Source organism: Pseudoteredinibacter isoporae (genome assembly GCF_040372805.1).
Taxonomy (GTDB): Bacteria; Pseudomonadota; Gammaproteobacteria; order Pseudomonadales; family Cellvibrionaceae; genus Pseudoteredinibacter; species Pseudoteredinibacter isoporae_A.
Genome location: NZ_BAABWJ010000007.1, coordinates 73,152 through 90,901 on the forward strand (window position 1 = coordinate 73,152; position 17,750 = coordinate 90,901).

Genomic DNA, 17,750 nt, shown 5'->3' on the forward strand with positions numbered 1-17,750 from the left:
ATAACAATCAGTTAGTCACAACATACGCAGTGAAATTGGCGTTGATGTCCGCGGCGGTGAAACTGCCATCGCCATTGGAATCATACGCAACAACGCAAGTTGCCGACGTGCCTTCGGCGGTAGAGATGGCGGTATCGGTTACTTGATATTTGGTATTCGGCAATGCGCCACCTTCCAGCAAGCCCACCACATCCGCACAACTGTTGACATCGGTTACTGTTGCGGTGCTCAATCCCGCGTCCTTCGCCAAATTGTTAGCGTGATTGAGCGCGGCGGCACTGCTCAATGCACCTGCAACGCCCTGCAATGCAGACTGCTCAGCGGAATCGGAAAGATCCACAAAGCGCGGCAAAGCGGTCGCCGACAGAATTCCCAAAATAACAATAACTGCCACCAGCTCAATCAAGGTAAAACCGGCTTGAGCTTTTGCACTGTGTATTGCGTTCATCTTCATAACATCCTCCAAGCCCGAAGGCTTTCCTATCAAAAGTTCACTTAACGTGTTTGAATCGACAACATATCCCACATAGGCAGGAAAATTCCGAGCGCCAGCACCATCACGAACGCGGCCATTACCACAATCATGATGGGTTCGATTTTCGCGCTGAGTCGTTTGAGATCGTAATCGACCTCTTCCTCATAAAATAAAGCCACTTCATCCAGCAGTTCCTCAACGCGACCGCTTTCCTCCCCGACGGCAATCATCTGTAAAACCAGGGGAGTAAAAATGCCGACACCACCATGGGCTTGAAGCAGGCTGTCACCGCGTTCAACAGAACGTCGAATCTGCAGAACCTGTTCACTGAGATACAGGTTGTCCATGGCAGCGGCGACCAGACCAAGGGATTGATTGATGGGCACACCAGAGCGCAGCATCAGCGCCAACCCCCGGGCGTAACGTGCCATCGATGCCTGTTTGATAATGGAACCGATGATAGGCAATCGCAGTTTCAACCTGCCCCACTGCCGTTGCCCTACGTCGGTTTTCAGGTGTTGCCGAAGCAATAAAATAGCGCCCACAATAACCGCGAGCATATGCGGCCAGTAATGCACAAAAACATCGGACATCCCGATCAAAAGCTTAGTTGACCAAGGCAGCTGCGCATTGAATTTCTGATACATTTGAGCGAAAGCCGGAATCACTTTGATATTCACGACGGCGATCGCAATACTCAGTGCAATAACAACAAAGCTTGGGTAGCGAAGCGCAGCGGAAACCCGTTTTCGATTGTCGATGTCTTGTTGAATATATTCGGCAATCTGTTTGAAGGTTTGCTCCAATTGGCCACTGTTTTCACCCGCATCCACCATCGACACAAACATATTGTCGAAGACGCTGGGATGGCGCCGGAGCGCATTGGCCAAGCTGGAGCCGGATTCCAACTGTTCAACGATGGACAACAATATTTTTTCGAGCGCTCGCTGCTTGGTTGTCGAAGCCAGCCCTCGAATCGCCTTAATCAGCGGAATACCAGAACGGCTGATGGTGTACATCTGCCGAGCGAACATGATCAATTCCTGCTTTTCAACGCGTTCCAAACCCAGGGCTTCATTAAGACTATCAATAAAGCTCTGCTTTTCTTCCTCAGGGTGAATCTCCAGAGGAATAATACCGCGCTCAGCCAAGCGACTCGCGACCGACTCCGCATTAGCCGCCTCGTAACTCCCGGTGAGCTTTTGCCCATCCGATGAACGACCGATATAAGAGAAACTGGCCATGGCTTAGGTCTCCGCCGTGAACTGGTTTTCATCATCGAGCATCGCACAGATGCGCATGACTTCTTCCAGCGACGTTAAGCCCTGCAAGGCATAAGCCAGAGCACTGCGCCCAAGGGGAATAAAGTTTTTCTGTTCAATGGCGGCCTGGTTGAAACCATCCACATCACGTGCGCGCAGAGCTTTGGCCATCGATTCGTTCACATCGAGTATTTCAAAAATACCGATTCGTCCGCGATACCCAGTGTGATTGCAGCTGGCGCAGCCTTGGCCTTGCTTCATTCGGCTGGTGTCCTGCTGCTTGGCGCCCAGCAAACTTTCGATGTACCTCAGCTCGGCTGCATTGGGTTCATAGGATGAGGAACACGCACGACACACTCGACGAATCAAGCGTTGGGCGATAATGGTTTTCAAAGAAGCGGCGACCAGATAAGGGTCAACACCCATGTCCACCAGTCGCAACGCGGAACTCAGCGCATCATTGGTGTGTAAGGTGGACAAAACCAAGTGACCGGTCATAGCGGCCCGCATGGCGATCTCTGCCGAATCCGCATCTCGAATCTCACCGACCAACAAGATATCCGGATCTTGACGCAAGGTCGCGCGAAGTACGGTGGAAAAGTCCAAACCGATTTTTTCATTAATTTGCACTTGATTAACCCGGGGCAAACGATATTCAACCGGATCTTCAACCGTAATGATTTTTTTATCGGCGCTGTTCAGTTCATTCACCGCGCCATAGAGGGTTGTGGTTTTACCTGAACCCGTTGGCCCAGTAACCAAAATCAAACCATGGGGGCGGTGGATAGCGCTGCGAAAGCGCTCAGTATGCACTTTGGTCATACCAACTTTATCCAAAGGCAAAATACCTTCGGTCTGATCCAAAATACGAAGCACCACCGATTCACCATACTGAACCGGCATCGTGGACAAGCGCACATCCACTTTGTGATCACGAATAACCAAATGAAACCGGCCATCTTGGGGTAAGCGCTTCTCTGAGATATCCAAACTGGCCATCAACTTCAAACGCACCACCAAAGCACCGGCGATGCTGCTTTCGTTTACAATCTGTTCGTACAGAACGCCGTCAATACGACGACGAATCCGCAATACCGTTTCATCCGGTTCGATGTGAATATCAGAAGCTTTATTTTGCACCGCTTCTTCAAACAACTTTTCAAGCAGACGAACAACCGGAGCATCGCTTTCTTCTACTTCGCCCAATAAACCTGTCACCGAAACCGCATTTTCTGCGAGTTCATCTTCCAGCTCACCTGCCAGGTTGGCAATTTCATCGGTTTGCTGATAGGCCTTATCGAGTACATCCATGATTTGCCCCTCTCGGGCAATCACGGAACTGACGGGACCGCCGAAATGCTTGCGCACCTCATCCAAACCAAAAATATCACTGGGGTCTGCCATGGCAACTTGCATGGCGCCATTTTTTTCACCCAGACACAAAATACGATATCGACGCGCGAGGGTTTCGGGCAGTTTTTGCACATCGGCAACAGCGAGCTGTAGCTTGTCCAAATCCTGGTACGGGATCCCCAGCTGTTCCGAGAGAATACGCAGAAGCTGATCTTCCTGAACCAACTCCATTTCTACCAAGGTGCGGCCCAGCTTACGTCCCGTTTTCTTTTGCTCAGCCAAAGCGCTCATCAGTTGTTCTTCGGAAATGGCACCCTGCTCGATTAGAATGTCACCGATTCGAATTTTAGGGGCTTGCACGCTCATATAGCACTCGCCCCTTCACGACTGGCCAAGGCTTCGGCCTTCGATGCTTGACTCAACGCTTTAATTCTAAGATTGATGTATTTTAATGCCGCACGATGCTCCGCATTGAATTGGCGAGCTCTCCAATAACTGTTAACGGCTTTACTATTGCCCATAGCGTCCTGTGCACTGGCCAAGCCTAACCAATACGCCCCATTGTCGTTGTCGATTAACAGTAACCGCTTATAAATTTTCTCAGCCTCAGAAAAATTTTCCATTCGTTGTGCCAAGGTCGCCAAGGTCTGGTGGTACTCAGGCATTTCATCAATGGGCGGAACGCCGTTCCGAAGTGCTATCAAAGCCTCATTCAACTCGCCTTTTGCCTGCAGCAGCTGAGCTTTTGCCAACCGTTTTCGATTGGGTTTTTGAATTTTATTGACCAGGACTTCACCATCCTGCCAGCGTCGCTCCTTTAACAAAATATGCAGCAGTGCTTTGTTCACTGTCCATTCCTGACGGTGGGCCGATAACAACAGCTGCAATTGTGCAATGGCCTGTTCTGTTTTTCCCCGAACGTAAAGTGCCCTCGCCTTAGCGATTTGCTGAGACAATTTGGCGGCATTATTGAATTGGATATTGAACTGACCGCTCTCAGGTTCAGCACGACGTATTGAAAGTGCTGATTCCTCAAAAGCCGCCGCTTCTCGATCTACAGAGGCTGACGAAGACGCCGGTGGAGAAACCGGCAATGGGGTAGAAGAAACCACAGTATTCCTCTGGGGGCCTATCTTCCCCAGCACCTTCGGGCGGGGTAGGATTTTACCCTCGGCCAACGCCAAACTGGGATACTCCACTTGATTGCTTGCAGGCAGAACGAGCTGCGGATCGCCACTGATCTGATAATGTTGATTATGCGTATGAACTTGATCGAGCAGCTCATCTTGTTCCGTTTGCATTGCCGCTGTTGCCGGCAAAGCCTGGATTCCATTGATCAAGGCCTGTTCAGACTCAAAAGAGGAAGCTGATGCTGACATCTTTAACACCTCGGAGCGAAACTCCTGAGGCTCTTCATTGATATAGGTTTTGATATTTTTGGATATCTGATAGCTGCCCACACACAATAACGCGAAGAGAGCACCCACCCAAAGGTATTTGAGTAGTGTTCCAATTGACACGGCTGACACTGTGTTTCCAGGGGGGTTAGCAAAGTACTGTTTCGCCGTTTCCTGCTCGGCATTCGCTCTCAGCTGATTTAAGTCCACAAGCCCACTCCTCCTGGAATAATCAAGGCGGCTGCCACACAGGCGGCTACCGCCCAACGCGGAAACAAAGGACTTTCTTCGGGCATAACAGCTTTGCTGTCCGCTACCGCCGACATAACTGACTTTTTTGTAACCTGGGGTTCACCTTCAGAAAACGCACACATTAACGCTTTGTCCGCCAGAATATTCAGCACTCTGGGATTCCCTTTACTGTAACGGCACAGCAACTCTTTTGACTTCGGCGTCAGCAGCTTTTCATGACCACCCGCAAATTGAATGCGCGTAGCCAGGTAACTCATCGAGTCTGCCGAATCCATTGGCCGGAGTTCAGCCTGATACGCGATACGCTGATTCAGTTGACGCATGTCGTTGCGGGCCAGGACATCATCCAATTCGGGCTGTCCCAGCAAAATGATTTGGATAAGTTTTCGCTTCCCGGTTTCCAAGTTGCTGATCAAACGTAATGCTTCGAGAGTATCTCTTGGCATTGCTTGAGCTTCATCGATAATCAAAACCACTTTTTTGTTTTTCCTGGCAAGCGTCACCAGTTGCTTTTGGATATGCAGCAAAATTCGATAGCTGGGCACATTGTGATTCAACTCGATGCCCAGCTCATGGGCCAATAACAATTTGAACTCACAAGGATTCACAAAGGAGTTATTGATGTGTGCCACATGGTAGTTGTCACCCAACATCGCCATCAGCTTGCGGCACAAGGTTGTCTTCCCTGTACCGACTTCACCGCTGATCTTGATGAAGCCTTCCCCTTGCTGCAAAGCAATGGCCAAAGTATTCAGAGCCTTTTGCTGGGCATCACCCAGATAAAACATGTCAGCGTCTGGGGTCAGATTGAATGGTTTCTGTTTTAACTGAAAATGATTCAAGTACATGACTCACACCCTATAGAGATCGAACTTCGTCACTTAACGCCTGCACACTCAACTGACTACGCTGGATTTCTTCGGCCCAGGTTTTGTCGTCTACCACGATGGGTTTCATGAGTATGACCAGCTCGGCTTTTACCCGATTGTAGTTTTTGGTCTTGAATAAGGTGTCAACGATCGGTACGTCCCCCAGTACGGGGCGCTTACCACGGCTGTCAACGAGATCTTCTTTCATCAAACCGCCCAGTACGACAACTTGTCCGTGTTTGGCCCGGACAATACTGTCGGATTCACGAACTTCACGCAGAGCCAACGGCAGGCTGAATTGCTGATCACCCACCGTGATATTTTTGGTCTGATCCGTGACGCTGCTGACAACAGGGTGAACATGCAGGATCACATCACCGTCCTCTGCAATTTGAGGAGTGACGTCGAGGGCAATACCGCTGAAGAATGATGACAATTCCAGATTGGGTGTATTGATCGTAGACGCTGCATTTGAGGTGGTGGAATTACTCACACCGGTGACAAAAAATTCGTCGGAACCCACACGGATAACGGCCTTCTGATTGTTCACCGTGGAAACTCTGGGGCTGGAAAGAACTTGAACAGAGCCCTGGGTTTGCAATAAATCCAGTAACTTTGAAATATCACTGATGCCCACAACCGAAGAAAATACCTCTCCAACACCTTCACTGTATTCTTCGATAGAGAAGTTGCTGCCAATCGTGCTGACATTATTCGCCAGCAGCAATTGCCCATTAATCGCATTCCAGTTAATTCCCGCGCTGTAACTGTCATTCAACTGTACTTCAAGTATTTTGGTTTCAAGAATGACCTGACGCTTAACACTCAACTGCGACCGCTCCAGGAATTCTCTGACCAACGCCAATTCCGTGGGCAGTGCCTTAACCACCACCATGCCGCCTTGTGGATTCACCATCACCGAGCGACCACTGTCTTCCCCTCCAGGCCCCACAGAACCGGCACCAACAATCGAACGAATAGAATGTTCCAATGATTGCCAGAAATCGTTATGGGTTTTGGTTTTCACCCGCGCGCCAGAGACTTCCTCTTGACCGGAGTTATTGTTGCCGCCGTTATTGACGGTATTATTTTGAGACTGTGATTTAATTTTTGAGACAATGACACTGGTGTCAGAAACACCACGACGATCGACGTCCAAATAATCAACCGTGAAGACCTGGGTTTGTAGGCTTGCTGGAAAAATAGTGTAAATACTCTGATTTTTTCGATACTCATAGCCGTAGATATCCCGCACAACGTCCAACACTTCGCTGACACTGACATTGTTCAGGTTAAGAGAAATTCGACCGCTGACTTTCGGGTGAACCACAATATTGGTCCCAGTGCCAGAGACCAGGCTGGAAAAGAACGCTTTTGCGTCAGCACCTTCTACCGAGAGATCGAAACGTTCTTCCTCTTCGGTGGTGGCATTCTGATCTTTCAACATCAGCCGCTCTGTGAGTTCCGCAGCGAGTTCAGCATCGTAACTCTTGGCTTCGTCAAACGCCTTCTGCAGGTGGTCTTCTACAGCGAGCTGCTCAGGCACCTTGGCGCAGGCGTTGAGTAATATACTGCTCGCCGCCAATAACCAGAGTTTTTTGTTAAGCCTATTCATCCTGATTCCTCACATGCCGGATTAATGCGGTTTGATCTTGGTATTGGCCGATAACTTTCTGGCTTTCAATACCACTTCACGATCCCCCGCCCGCAACGTAACGCCATCGCTGTTCAATTCAATCAGCTCATAAATTCCGAGCTTTTCCCCCAAACGCAGCAAATGACCATTGATCTGAGCCAGTTGTCGGTTGGGCGAAATTAACAACGATTGCAACACCAGAGCCTCCTGCTGATGCTGACGAATGTCACCCCCAATCGGATGACTCGGATTCTTATTGATTGCTGGCAACTCTTCGGCAAACACCGAGTTCGAGAACGCCGCTACACTCACTAAAACTGCCAATTTCCTGATCATTCTGTGCACCTCAGTTATCAACGCTCAGCGCCGCAATACTGGCGTCTGTTCTTAGGGGTGCCACATTTCGCTCTGGCGCCAGGGTATACAAATTCAAACTCATGGATGCTCTTGGATACGCCGTCAACTGGTATTCCAAAGAAGACCAAAAGATCGGCCATTCACTTTGCTCCAACTTGGCCAGAAAAGTGGCAAGCGAAAGATAGTCACCTTCCAACTCTAAACGCAGACGATGCTTGTCCAGAACGCGACTGCGCTTCTCTTTGCCTTGGCCCTGCTCAGCTTCTTCACTTTCTTTCGGCAGTTCACGTAAACTGGCCAGACGAATGTCCTGCGCGTTTTCGGCCAGTCCTCGCAATAAATCCATAAATTGTCGGCGACTCAACACTTGTTGACGCAATGGCCCTAACTCTCGCTCAAGGCGATTGTTTTTTTCCTGCAGGTGGCGAATCAACACCTCCTGCTCCTGATTGCTGCGCGACAACTCACTGCTTGCGAATATGGCCAGTTCCGCTTCGGTTTCGATTTGAGCCTGACGCAGCATTTGCAGATCTGCTTTTGCCTTTTTACTTTTGGCGTCCAACCAGGCACCGAGTGTGGCTTCGATCAGCAAGTAGCTCAGTGCCAACACGGCGGCGACAATAAGCAGGCGTTCGCGCTTATTTCGGCTTTCAAATGACTTTTTCAATGACGCCAGCGAGCTTTGATGGGTGCCCGTCATTACTCACCCCCCTCAACCAAACTGCCCATTGCGAAAAGCACCTGATTGTTTTCATGGTTCATTTGCAGTTCGGTGAATACGGTGTGCTGCAAAGCGACATCGCCCTGAAGACTGCGTAGGTATTCAGGTATGTACTCGGCTTTTTTCGCCTGACCGGCCAAGCTGAGCTGGCGCTCTTTGCCTTCCAGCAAAATACGTTCAATGCTCACACCAGGTATGGATTTGTTTGCAATTGCAGCCAGCGTTCGGTAAAAGCCACGGCGTTCTTCACCAACGTTGTGCAAATACAATTGCTGGCTTTCGCGCAATAACGCCAAACGTTCTTTTTCCTGTTGCAGACGCTGTTCAAGCCGCTGTTTTTCTCCGGCGGGAATGCTGGCTTTCAGTGTTGTCAGATTGTTGTCCAGCTCCTGCTGGCTTAAGCGGGCAAGTGATTGTTCGTGATATTGCCGCTGTAAAGTGCCCCACTGCCACAGATAAAGCAGCGTCATTACCGCGAACAGCAGTAACAAATAAAGCTGCATATGCCCCCAATCCAAGGGATCTTTCTTGGGACGAAGACGCGCGGGATATAAATTAATCAGCTGCAGTTGATCACTCATCATGCCGCTCCTTTTTCATGGAGGGCTTGCGGTAATTGCAAAGCACCGCTGGCCAACAAGCCTCGAAGCGCTCCGCCCGTCGCCAGTAAGGCACTGAACTCGCCTTCGGCCTCGTCCTGATAGGCGAGCCAGGGCGCTTCAAGACGCAGTAATTCAATCGGTGTATTCAAAGCTTGTTTGAATGTCTCATCCAATTTGGATTCGTGCAGATGCTTTCCGGCAATTCGAATTTTGGCCGGGGGTAATTGACCAAGCTGTCGCTCGTAGTAGTCCAGAGTTCGCTGCAGTTCCAACAGCAGCTGATCACTGGGGAGGGGGTCGTCAATCCCAGCCTGATAGGCGAGGTCAAATTTTCGCGACATAGCCAGCTGCCCCTGGGAGAACATCAACAACTCTCCGCGCCCCGCATGCAGAATGGCCAAGGCTTCACCACGGGGGTGTGCGCCGCTCATTCGCATTACACTGCCCAAGGCCAATTCGGATATATCCACGCTCTCGAGACGCAGGCCAACTTCCTTCAGTTCCGCGGCAATATCCAGTACCTGCTGCTGGGGGGTAGCCACGACATTGATCATTGCTTTCCCGGCTTTGGCACTGGATTGGGGTACTTGAAACACATCGACCACAGCGTCCTGTACCGGATAAGGCAACAAATCCTTGATCTGCCAGCCCATGGCCTGGACCAACTCCTCACCCTTCAGGCCTGGTGATTCCATCGGAAACAATTGGTAATCTTCGTCAGCAAGAACATAGTGGCAGGGCAAACCTTTCAGCCCCATGGATTTCACCATCAGCTGCAAAGACTTGCGATCATCATTGAGGGAACCACTGCTGACCAGCCAACGATAGGAATCGAGCTTCCATCCTTGCTGCTCACACAGGCTCACTTTCGCAATCGCCCAACCTTCAGCATGTTTTACCAAACCTACGGCTGAGGCGCGATTTTGATTTGCGCGCTTCCACCATGTAGCCATACGTTGTCCCAAATATTCCTAGTTATTAGGATGTACATTCATTGCTTATAACATCGGACTTTTGGAGATGATCTTTAGCCGGTATACCTAAATATTAGGTGAGAGATTGCAATTTCGCCGGAATAAAGGGGTAGAATGTCGCCTTGATTAACCTATAGCGTCTGAATATGTTTGAAATCGTACTCTTTGAACCCGAGATTCCGCCGAATACCGGGAACATTATTCGGCTGGCGGCCAACACAGGTTGCCAGATCCACTTAATTGAGCCACTGGGTTTTGCAATCGATGACAAGCGATTGCGGCGCGCCGGGCTGGATTACGGGGAATACAAGGACATGAAAGTCCACTCGAATTGGGAGGCTTTTCTAGAAAGCTCTTGTCCTCAGAGACTGTTTGCGATGACCACCAAAGCCAACAAGGCCCCCAGTGAATGTCAGTTTGCCGAAGGTGATTTTTTTATTTTCGGACCGGAAACTCGAGGGCTTCCGGACGAAATTCGTTACCATGACGCCATCACAGAGCGTCTACGTCTGCCCATGTGCGCGGGCAGTCGCAGCATGAACCTTTCCAATGCCGCGTCAGTACTCGTATACGAAGCCTGGCGTCAATTGGAATTCGCAGGTGCTGTCAGCTGGAACGGTGAACAAGGATCAACATGAGTATTGAAATCGCATTATTTTATGGCAGCTCAACCTGCTATACCGAAATTGCTGCCGAAAAAATTCAAAAGGAATTAGAAGACAAGCACCAAGCCACCGTGAACCTGTTTAATATTGCCGATGAGGACATAGGCCAGGCACAGCACTACGACTTGTTATTGTTTGGCATTCCCACCTGGGACTACGGCGAGTTACAAGAAGACTGGGAAGACAGCTGGGATGCAATAGACGACATTCACTTTGCTGGAAAAAAAGTCGCGATTTTCGGGCTGGGCGATCAAGTGGGTTATCCCGAATGGTTTTTGGATGCCATGGGCTATCTGCACGACAAGGTTGCAGCACTCGGCGCCAAAATGTGCGGCTACTGGCCAAACCAGGGCTATCAGTTTGAAGCGTCTACCGCCTTGAATGACGATAAAACTTTGTTCAATGGTTTGGCGCTGGATGAAGAAAACGAATTCGACTTGAGCGAAGAACGCATTGCCAAGTGGTGCCAGCAAATCATGAGAGAATTTCAAGCGGCATGAATCAGGAACCTTCTTCCGAATCTGAACAACAGGTGGCGGATATCCAATGGACGGAAGATCAGCTGCCTATTTGTCAGCGATTCGATGATGTCTATTTTTCAAGTGACGATGGTCTGGAAGAAACCCTATATAATTTCATCCGCCCCAATCGACTTGCCGAGCGCTTTAGCGCTCTGGACGAACGTGCGATATTTCGAGTGGCGGAAACTGGCTTTGGAACCGGCTTGAGTTTTCTCGCGTGCTGGAAAACCTGGAAAGAGAGTAACACTGACGCTTATCTTGAATTTTACAGCGTTGAAAAATTCCCACTCAATCGCGATCAACTGCAAAAAGCACTGGCACCCTGGGCGGAAGTATCCGAACTGGCCAAGGCATTATGGGAGCAATACCCCAGTCTTCCAGCAGCCGGCTGGCACTGTCTTGAATTTGGCCACTGCCGATTGCATTTATATATCGGTGACGTACTTGATGGCCTCATGGCATTGAGACGCACAGCTTATCCTCGATTCCTTGAGCACAACCGCCAAATCGACGCCTGGTTTTTAGACGGATTTGCGCCGGTTAAAAATCCCGATATGTGGCGTGAAGACGTTCTACACTGTGTCGCCCAACTGACAAAACAGCACGCTACATTAGCGACCTTTACCGCAGCTTCATTTGTGCGTCGAAACCTACAGGCATTAGGTTTTGAGATACAAAAAGCTTCAGGCTATGGCCTTAAACGTGAGCGAATGGAAGGTCGATTTATCGGATTACCCCAGGAAGAAAAAAGCTGGCCAAGCTCGGTCTTTAACAGTAGCGATGGGGCACCTTGGGACTTCCATATTCCTTCCACTCAGGCACAACACTCGGTTGGTATTATCGGTGGTGGTATCGCCGCCAGCTGTCTGGCGCGCACACTGGCCGAATCGGGTTTTCACGTTACCCTATTGGAACGCCATAAGGCATTGGCACAGGAAGGCTCTGGGAACCCGCAGGGGGTCCTGTACGCAAAACTGTCGCACCGCCCAGAGACACTCAGCCAATTCAACCTCCACAGTTTACTTTACGCCCAGCGTTTCTACCGAACATTACTGGCGAATAATACGGAGGCAACAAAAACTAACGATATCCAATTCGACGCGGAACTGTGCGGTGTTGTACAACTGGCGCACAGCGAAAAACAGTCTGCCCAGCAAGGCCAACTGCTTGAGTATTTGGCACAGTTCGGCCCCACTGAACCGTTTGTTCAGCGATTGTCGGCTGAAGCGCTCACTCAACGCTGCGGCGTTGAGATAGATAAACCCGGTTTGTATTTTCCGGATGCGGGTTGGTTGAATCCCGCCAGCGCCTGCGAAGTGCTTTGTCGTCACAGCAATATCGATGTTCGCTATGAACAGGATGTAGATCGCCTCGAGCGAGACGGCCATCAATGGCAATGCCTGGATAGCGCAGGAAGATTGCTGCACTGCAGCGATATTTTGGTGATCGCCAACGCCAATGAGGCCAGACGCTTTGAACAAAGTGCCGAACTTCCCTTAAAACCCGTAAGAGGTCAGGTCAGTTACCTCGATGCAAACAACGCCAGTAAACAACTGCAAGCCGTGATTTGTGGTCAAGGTTATATTGCCCCCGCCAGAGACGGTCAACATTGTCTCGGTGCCAGCTTTACTCTTCACGACTCTTCGCTGGAACTCAAGATTGATGAACAGCAATCCAATTTTCAGCATCTTGAGAGCGACTGTCCCAGCCTGCATAGCGCATTGAACGCCGGAGCGGAACAAGACCTGCGCGGACGTGTAGCCTTGCGCTGCACCAGCCCCGACTATATGCCGTTGCTGGGGCCTGTCCCCGACATTCCCGCAATGCAGGAACGTTTCAGCCTGCTCGCGCGCAATGCCAAAGCGACGATTCCTCTTCCCGGTTGTTATCACGATGGCCTGTATATCAGTGTCGCCTATGGTTCTCGTGGTCTTTGCTACGCGCCGCTGGCCGCAGCTGAGCTGTTGAGTCAAATCCAGCAGGGCCCAAGCCCCCTTGGGGCCTGCCTGCGTAAAGCCCTGAACCCGGCTCGTTTCACTATCCGTGATATGATTCGGCGTAAAAGTCACAAAGCGATGGTCAAAGCCTGAGTTATTAACAGAGATTTTCATTTTGCGAATGCCCAATACCGCCTCTCGAATCCTGCTCAGCTTCATTGCCGTGCTGCTCTGCTGCAGCTCGCCTCTATTTGCCGACACGAACTTGCCAAGTCCCACCACTCTGAGCTACGACATACTCAAAGAAGAAACGCACGATAGCCGAAGCTTTACCCAGGGCTGGGAAATTGCCGAGGGTTTTATTTATGAAAGCAGCGGCGGTTATGGGCGATCTTTTATTCGTAAAAGCAGCTACCCTGAACACACCACTCAACTGGAAAAGCGCCTCCCCCCCAACTGGTTTGCTGAGGGCCTCACTGTCATCGATGATCGTCTTTATTTGCTCAGTTGGCGTCAACAAAAAGGATTGTTACTCGACACCAAGGAACTCAAACCTCTGGCGCAGTTTCACTATGCGGGCGAAGGTTGGGGTATCTGTCATATGGACGACAAAATCTATATGAGCAATGGCAGTGGCAATTTACAAATATTCAACACTCGTTTTCAAAAACAAGGCGAGCTGACTTTACCTGCGAACAACCAGGGACGCCCCTGGAACAGGCTCAACGAACTTGAGTGTGCCAAAGGATTGATTTGGGCTAACATCTGGCAGGAAAAGCGAGTGATTGCAATTGATCCACACAGCGCTGACGTTAAATATCAGCTGGACCTGAGTGCACTGGGCTCAGCAATGAGCAGTTCCGATGCCGTGCTCAATGGCATTGCCTTCGATGATCAGGCGGACGCTTTCTGGTTTACCGGGAAGCTTTGGCCGACACGTTATCTGCTGCGCCTGAATCTGCCTCGGGAAACGACTCCGTCAGCTCAAACAGCTGATCAATGACTTGGTTTCGACCGCCGCGCTTTGCTTCGTACATCACTTCGTCGGCGGCGGCCAGCAGGCCATGGCCCACCAATTGCAGGTCACACCGCCCTTCCTGAGTCGGGCACCAAGTAGCCAAGCCGATCGATACGGTCGGCTGGACTTTTTGCGCACCGCAGACATCAATCGCCATTTTTTCCACAGCCGAACGTATGCGCTCAGCCAGACTGACCGCATTGCTTTGCGGACAACGTGGCGCCAGAACAACAAATTCCTCACCACCATAGCGGGCCAGGAAGTCGGTTTTACGCAGCTGTAGAGAAACTTCATAGGCGAGATGTTTAAGCACCAGGTCTCCCGCCTGGTGGCCGTATTGGTCGTTGATCTGTTTAAAGTGATCCACATCCACAAACATACAGCTGAGAGGTTCCTGATTACGCTGAGCTCGCTCCAACTCTCGCTCCAACTCGCCTTCGAAGCTGCGGCGGTTATTCACCTGGGTGAGCATATCCACCTTGCCCTGGCGACTCAGATGCTCGCGACCGATGCAGTTTTCCAAACAGACCGACACAATGGACGCCAGGCGAGACAAAAAATCCGTGGCCATGTCTGGCTGAAACCGCTCATTGGAATCACTGGCAAAATGCAGGCTACCCACCAACTTGTCCTGTCGGAGCAAAGGCATACACGCGGTAGACACCACTTGCCCCGCGCCAGGGAAAATGCGCCCGGCGGTCAACACGTCCATTTCACCCAGACTGACCTCGGGGGTTTGTGGATACAGAGTATTCAGAAAGTCAGCGCCATTGCGCATTTGCAAAGAGGAACCGTAATCATTTAAGTCCAGCAGTTCCATCAGCTCGCGTACCGAATAATCGGAATCGATAATCACCACACTGACGGCCGACAACGAGAAATGACGCTGGGCTTCGATTAACAACAGGTTGAGAAGATCGCGCAGGCACTGACAGCCCAACAGCTTAAATTCAAAAGCATGAAAGTGCTGTTGAATGCTGTGGTTTTGTTCAATGCGTCGCAATAACAATTTTACGGTGCTCTGCAGACGCTTGTTTTCCTGCTCTATATCCATAGCCGCTACCGAGAGTAAACCGGGGTCGCCATATGCCCCGGTAGGCAAGCTCTTGACCCTGAGCGGGTCACCCGCATTGTGCTTATCGACAGTACAGAACAATTCTTCAAACAAATCCTCCGAGCCGAAGGACAAACCGATCAAAGGTCGATTTACCGCGAGCCCCCACACATTAGGCGCCAGAAATAAAGTTAGCCATTACTAACTCAAAGAGCTGAATTCGCGTCAATCTGAGTGATGAAAATCTAGCCAGCTTGCCGTACAATGCGCGCCCGAATTAACCCATACAGATATAAGGCTTTATGAATACCCCGTTTACCCCAGAGCTTCTCTCTCCGGCTGGCACGCTGAAATCCATGCGCTATGCCTTTGCCTATGGCGCCGACGCTGTTTACGCAGGCCAACCACGCTATAGCCTGCGAGTTCGCAACAATGAATTCAACAAGCTGGATAATCTCGCAGCGGCGGTTGAAGAAGCTCACGGTATGGGCAAACAGTTTTATCTGGCCTCTAACCTGTCCCCACATAATGACAAGGTACGCTCGTACATTCGGGATCTCGAGCCGGTTATTGATATGGGCCCTGATGCCCTGATCATGTCCGATCCCGGCCTGATCATGATGGTGAAAGATCGTTGGCCTGAACAGGAAGTACACCTGTCGGTCCAAGCCAATGCTGTGAACTGGGCATCCGTTAAATTCTGGGAACGCCAGGGCATCAGTCGAGTGATTCTCTCCCGTGAATTATCCCTGGACGAAATTGAAGAAATTCGCCAGCAATGCCCAGACATGGAATTGGAGGTGTTTGTTCACGGCGCACTGTGTATCGCCTATTCCGGTCGCTGCCTGTTGTCGGGTTACATGACCCATCGCGATTCCAATCAGGGCGCCTGCACCAACTCTTGCCGCTGGGAGTACAACGCTCACAACGCAAAAGAAAATGAAACCGGTGATTTAATCGCGGTTGATCAGCCGCAAGGGATTCGCAGCAGTGACGATCCTGTGAACACCGACGAGTTAGCAGCGGTCTACACTCCCGAAAATTATGACCCAAGTGGGGTCAATGAAGTGGAGCCCGTCTTACTGCAGGAAAAAAATCGCCCCGGTGAACTCATGCCCGCTTATGAAGACGAGCATGGGACCTATATTATGAATTCCAAAGACTTGCGCGCAGTTCAACACGTGGAGCGATTGGTGAATATGGGCATCCATTCCCTTAAGATCGAAGGCCGAACCAAAAGCCATTACTACGTGGCGCGAACTGCACAGGTTTATCGCCGCGCCATTGACAATGCCGTGGCTGGCAAGCCCTTCGATTTCAACTTGATGGCCGAACTGGAACATCTTGCCAATCGTGGTTACACCGAAGGTTTCTATCGTCGCCATGTTCCCAGTGAATACCAGAATTACGAAAAAGGGGTGTCCAGCAATCCGAATCAGCAGTTCGTTGCTGAGGTTCACGGCAGTGACGGCAACCGTTTGCACCTGGAAGTGAAAAACCGATTCAGTGTTGGGGACAAACTGGAGTTGATCAGTCCCCAGGGCAATCACAGTTTTACCTTAGAGCACATGCTGGACAAACACGGCCACGATGCGAACATCGCGCCGGGTTCAGGCCACCAGGTTTCCGTCGATTTGCCCGAGCACATTCAACTGCGGGACGGTGATGCCGATTACACCTTGCTGATGCGCTACACCGCTTAAGCGTTCCCTGGCAGATCAGTCACGCCAACGGAAGCAAGAGTACATTGAGCGCTTGGGATTCCGGTACGTCCGGAAAAAAGGTCAAGCGCTCAAGCAGTAATGGAGCATCTGCCAGCTCTTCCCCACTGTTCGGCAACCAGTTTTCGTATAAATACTCTATCGCTCGCGATAAGCTTTCATCACTGCCCTGATGATTGAGTTTTGCGTATCGCCCAGCCGGGACATTTACCTGGCTTAGCGGCAAACACTCATCATTCAGCATTGTCTCGCTTGACGTCCATGGTCGATTGCCCGGCCACTCACAGGCCAAATCGAAGCGAAAATCCGTCCCCGCTTCGCGAGGATCCTCGTACAGACGATTAAAGGTCCGCGACATGCTCGGGGCTAAACTTCGGGATTTTCGCCAGGCAATAAATTGCCCGATGCTGACGCCCAGATCAGCCACTGGCCCTTGATGGTGATAAACCGCCAAGGCCAATTCATCGAGTTCGACAATCTCTGTGGAATAATGCTTGTTCATGGTTTGTTGCTCCCTGATCACTTCCAGTGTTTGTAGCTTTTGCGTGAGAGCCACCCAGTGCGCCCCGGCTCGAAAATCCCGAGGGCTTTGCTCTGAATAGCGTTTAAAGGCCCGAGTAAATGCCTCGGCACTGTCATAACCGGCTTGCAGGGCGATGTCCAAAATGCTGAACTCTGAACGAAAAGCCAGGCAATATGCCGCGCGCTTAATACGCAACAATCGAACACATTCCCCAAAGCTTACTCCCCAGAACGCTTTAAACTGACGTTGAAAATGAAACTCAGAAATGTGCAACTGCCGGCTAATGGATCGGATGTCTACATCACCATCTAAGTGCTCTTCAACCAGATGCAAAGCTTCCGCCATGCGTTGATAACTGCGAGTCTTCAGTGTCTTATCCATTTTCCTGAGCCATGACAAATAAAAACAATAGC

At 50.6% G+C, this 17,750-nt stretch carries 17 protein-coding genes; 5 read left to right on the forward strand and 12 right to left on the reverse strand.

The window, feature by feature from the left end:
• Positions 1-7: 7 nt before the first annotated feature.
• The 10 genes from ABWW03_RS14165 to pilM are packed head-to-tail and all read right to left on the reverse strand — an operon-like array spanning position 8 to position 9,877.
• Positions 8-454, reverse strand: coding sequence for a type II secretion system protein (locus ABWW03_RS14165; RefSeq protein WP_353409191.1), 447 nt, complete (start codon positions 452-454; stop codon positions 8-10).
• Positions 455-495: 41 nt separating this feature from the next.
• Positions 496-1,719 carry a type II secretion system F family protein gene (locus ABWW03_RS14170; protein ID WP_353409193.1) on the reverse strand — a complete coding sequence of 408 codons (1,224 nt, stop codon included), beginning with the start codon at positions 1,717-1,719 and terminating at the stop codon, positions 496-498.
• Between the two features lie 3 nt (positions 1,720-1,722).
• On the reverse strand, positions 1,723-3,456 hold the full coding sequence (locus ABWW03_RS14175) for a GspE/PulE family protein (protein WP_353409195.1): 1,734 nt from the start codon (positions 3,454-3,456) through the stop codon (positions 1,723-1,725).
• Entirely contained in the window at positions 3,453-4,697 is a 1,245-nt protein-coding gene (locus ABWW03_RS14180) for a tetratricopeptide repeat protein (RefSeq protein ID WP_353409197.1), read from the reverse strand. The genes ABWW03_RS14175 and ABWW03_RS14180 overlap by 4 nt, the downstream gene beginning before the upstream one ends.
• Positions 4,688-5,587, reverse strand: coding sequence for an ExeA family protein (locus tag ABWW03_RS14185; protein WP_353409199.1), 900 nt, complete (start codon positions 5,585-5,587; stop codon positions 4,688-4,690). The genes ABWW03_RS14180 and ABWW03_RS14185 overlap by 10 nt, the downstream gene beginning before the upstream one ends.
• A gap of 10 nt (positions 5,588-5,597) precedes the next feature.
• Positions 5,598-7,223 carry a pilus (MSHA type) biogenesis protein MshL gene (mshL, locus tag ABWW03_RS14190; protein WP_353409201.1) on the reverse strand — a complete coding sequence of 542 codons (1,626 nt, stop codon included), beginning with the start codon at positions 7,221-7,223 and terminating at the stop codon, positions 5,598-5,600.
• 21 nt (positions 7,224-7,244) lie between these two features.
• On the reverse strand, positions 7,245-7,580 hold the full coding sequence (locus ABWW03_RS14195) for a hypothetical protein (RefSeq protein WP_353409204.1): 336 nt from the start codon (positions 7,578-7,580) through the stop codon (positions 7,245-7,247).
• A gap of 10 nt (positions 7,581-7,590) precedes the next feature.
• Complete coding sequence (locus tag ABWW03_RS14200; RefSeq protein ID WP_353409206.1) at positions 7,591-8,301, reverse strand: hypothetical protein; 711 nt, start codon at positions 8,299-8,301, stop codon at positions 7,591-7,593.
• Positions 8,301-8,903 carry a hypothetical protein gene (locus ABWW03_RS14205; RefSeq protein WP_353409209.1) on the reverse strand — a complete coding sequence of 201 codons (603 nt, stop codon included), beginning with the start codon at positions 8,901-8,903 and terminating at the stop codon, positions 8,301-8,303. Before ABWW03_RS14205 ends, ABWW03_RS14200 begins: the two co-directional genes overlap by 1 nt.
• On the reverse strand, positions 8,903-9,877 hold the full coding sequence (gene pilM, locus ABWW03_RS14210; RefSeq protein ID WP_353409211.1) for a type IV pilus biogenesis protein PilM: 975 nt from the start codon (positions 9,875-9,877) through the stop codon (positions 8,903-8,905). Before pilM ends, ABWW03_RS14205 begins: the two co-directional genes overlap by 1 nt.
• Before the next feature lie 167 nt (positions 9,878-10,044).
• On the opposite strand from pilM, the gene trmL reads away from it, so the two are divergent.
• The 4 genes from trmL to ABWW03_RS14230 are packed head-to-tail and all read left to right on the forward strand — an operon-like array spanning position 10,045 to position 14,024.
• Positions 10,045-10,536 (forward strand): tRNA (uridine(34)/cytosine(34)/5-carboxymethylaminomethyluridine(34)-2'-O)-methyltransferase TrmL, encoded by a 492-nt coding sequence (trmL, locus tag ABWW03_RS14215; protein WP_353409213.1) that lies wholly within the window; start codon positions 10,045-10,047, stop codon positions 10,534-10,536.
• Positions 10,533-11,063, forward strand: a complete 531-nt coding sequence (gene fldB, locus ABWW03_RS14220) for a flavodoxin FldB (RefSeq protein WP_353409215.1) — start codon at positions 10,533-10,535, stop codon at positions 11,061-11,063. Before trmL ends, fldB begins: the two co-directional genes overlap by 4 nt.
• Positions 11,060-13,174 (forward strand): bifunctional tRNA (5-methylaminomethyl-2-thiouridine)(34)-methyltransferase MnmD/FAD-dependent 5-carboxymethylaminomethyl-2-thiouridine(34) oxidoreductase MnmC, encoded by a 2,115-nt coding sequence (gene mnmC, locus ABWW03_RS14225; protein ID WP_353409217.1) that lies wholly within the window; start codon positions 11,060-11,062, stop codon positions 13,172-13,174. Before fldB ends, mnmC begins: the two co-directional genes overlap by 4 nt.
• A gap of 28 nt (positions 13,175-13,202) precedes the next feature.
• A complete protein-coding gene (locus ABWW03_RS14230) occupies positions 13,203-14,024 on the forward strand; it encodes a glutaminyl-peptide cyclotransferase (protein ID WP_353409219.1) in 822 nt (273 codons plus the stop codon).
• On the opposite strand, the gene ABWW03_RS14235 is transcribed toward ABWW03_RS14230, so the two are convergent.
• The gene (locus tag ABWW03_RS14235; RefSeq protein ID WP_353409221.1) at positions 13,936-15,264 is read right to left on the reverse strand and encodes a DUF484 family protein; all 1,329 of its coding nucleotides are present in this window, start codon (positions 15,262-15,264) and stop codon (positions 13,936-13,938) included. The two genes, ABWW03_RS14230 and ABWW03_RS14235, sit on opposite strands and share 89 nt — an antisense overlap.
• Positions 15,265-15,395: 131 nt before the next feature.
• On the opposite strand from ABWW03_RS14235, the gene yegQ reads away from it, so the two are divergent.
• Complete coding sequence (gene yegQ, locus ABWW03_RS14240) at positions 15,396-16,796, forward strand: tRNA 5-hydroxyuridine modification protein YegQ (protein ID WP_353409223.1); 1,401 nt, start codon at positions 15,396-15,398, stop codon at positions 16,794-16,796.
• Positions 16,797-16,815: 19 nt separating this feature from the next.
• Here the strand turns inward: yegQ and ABWW03_RS14245 are convergent, their stop codons facing one another.
• A complete protein-coding gene (locus tag ABWW03_RS14245) occupies positions 16,816-17,718 on the reverse strand; it encodes an AraC family transcriptional regulator (protein ID WP_353409225.1) in 903 nt (300 codons plus the stop codon).
• Between the last annotated feature and the right edge of the window lie 32 nt (positions 17,719-17,750).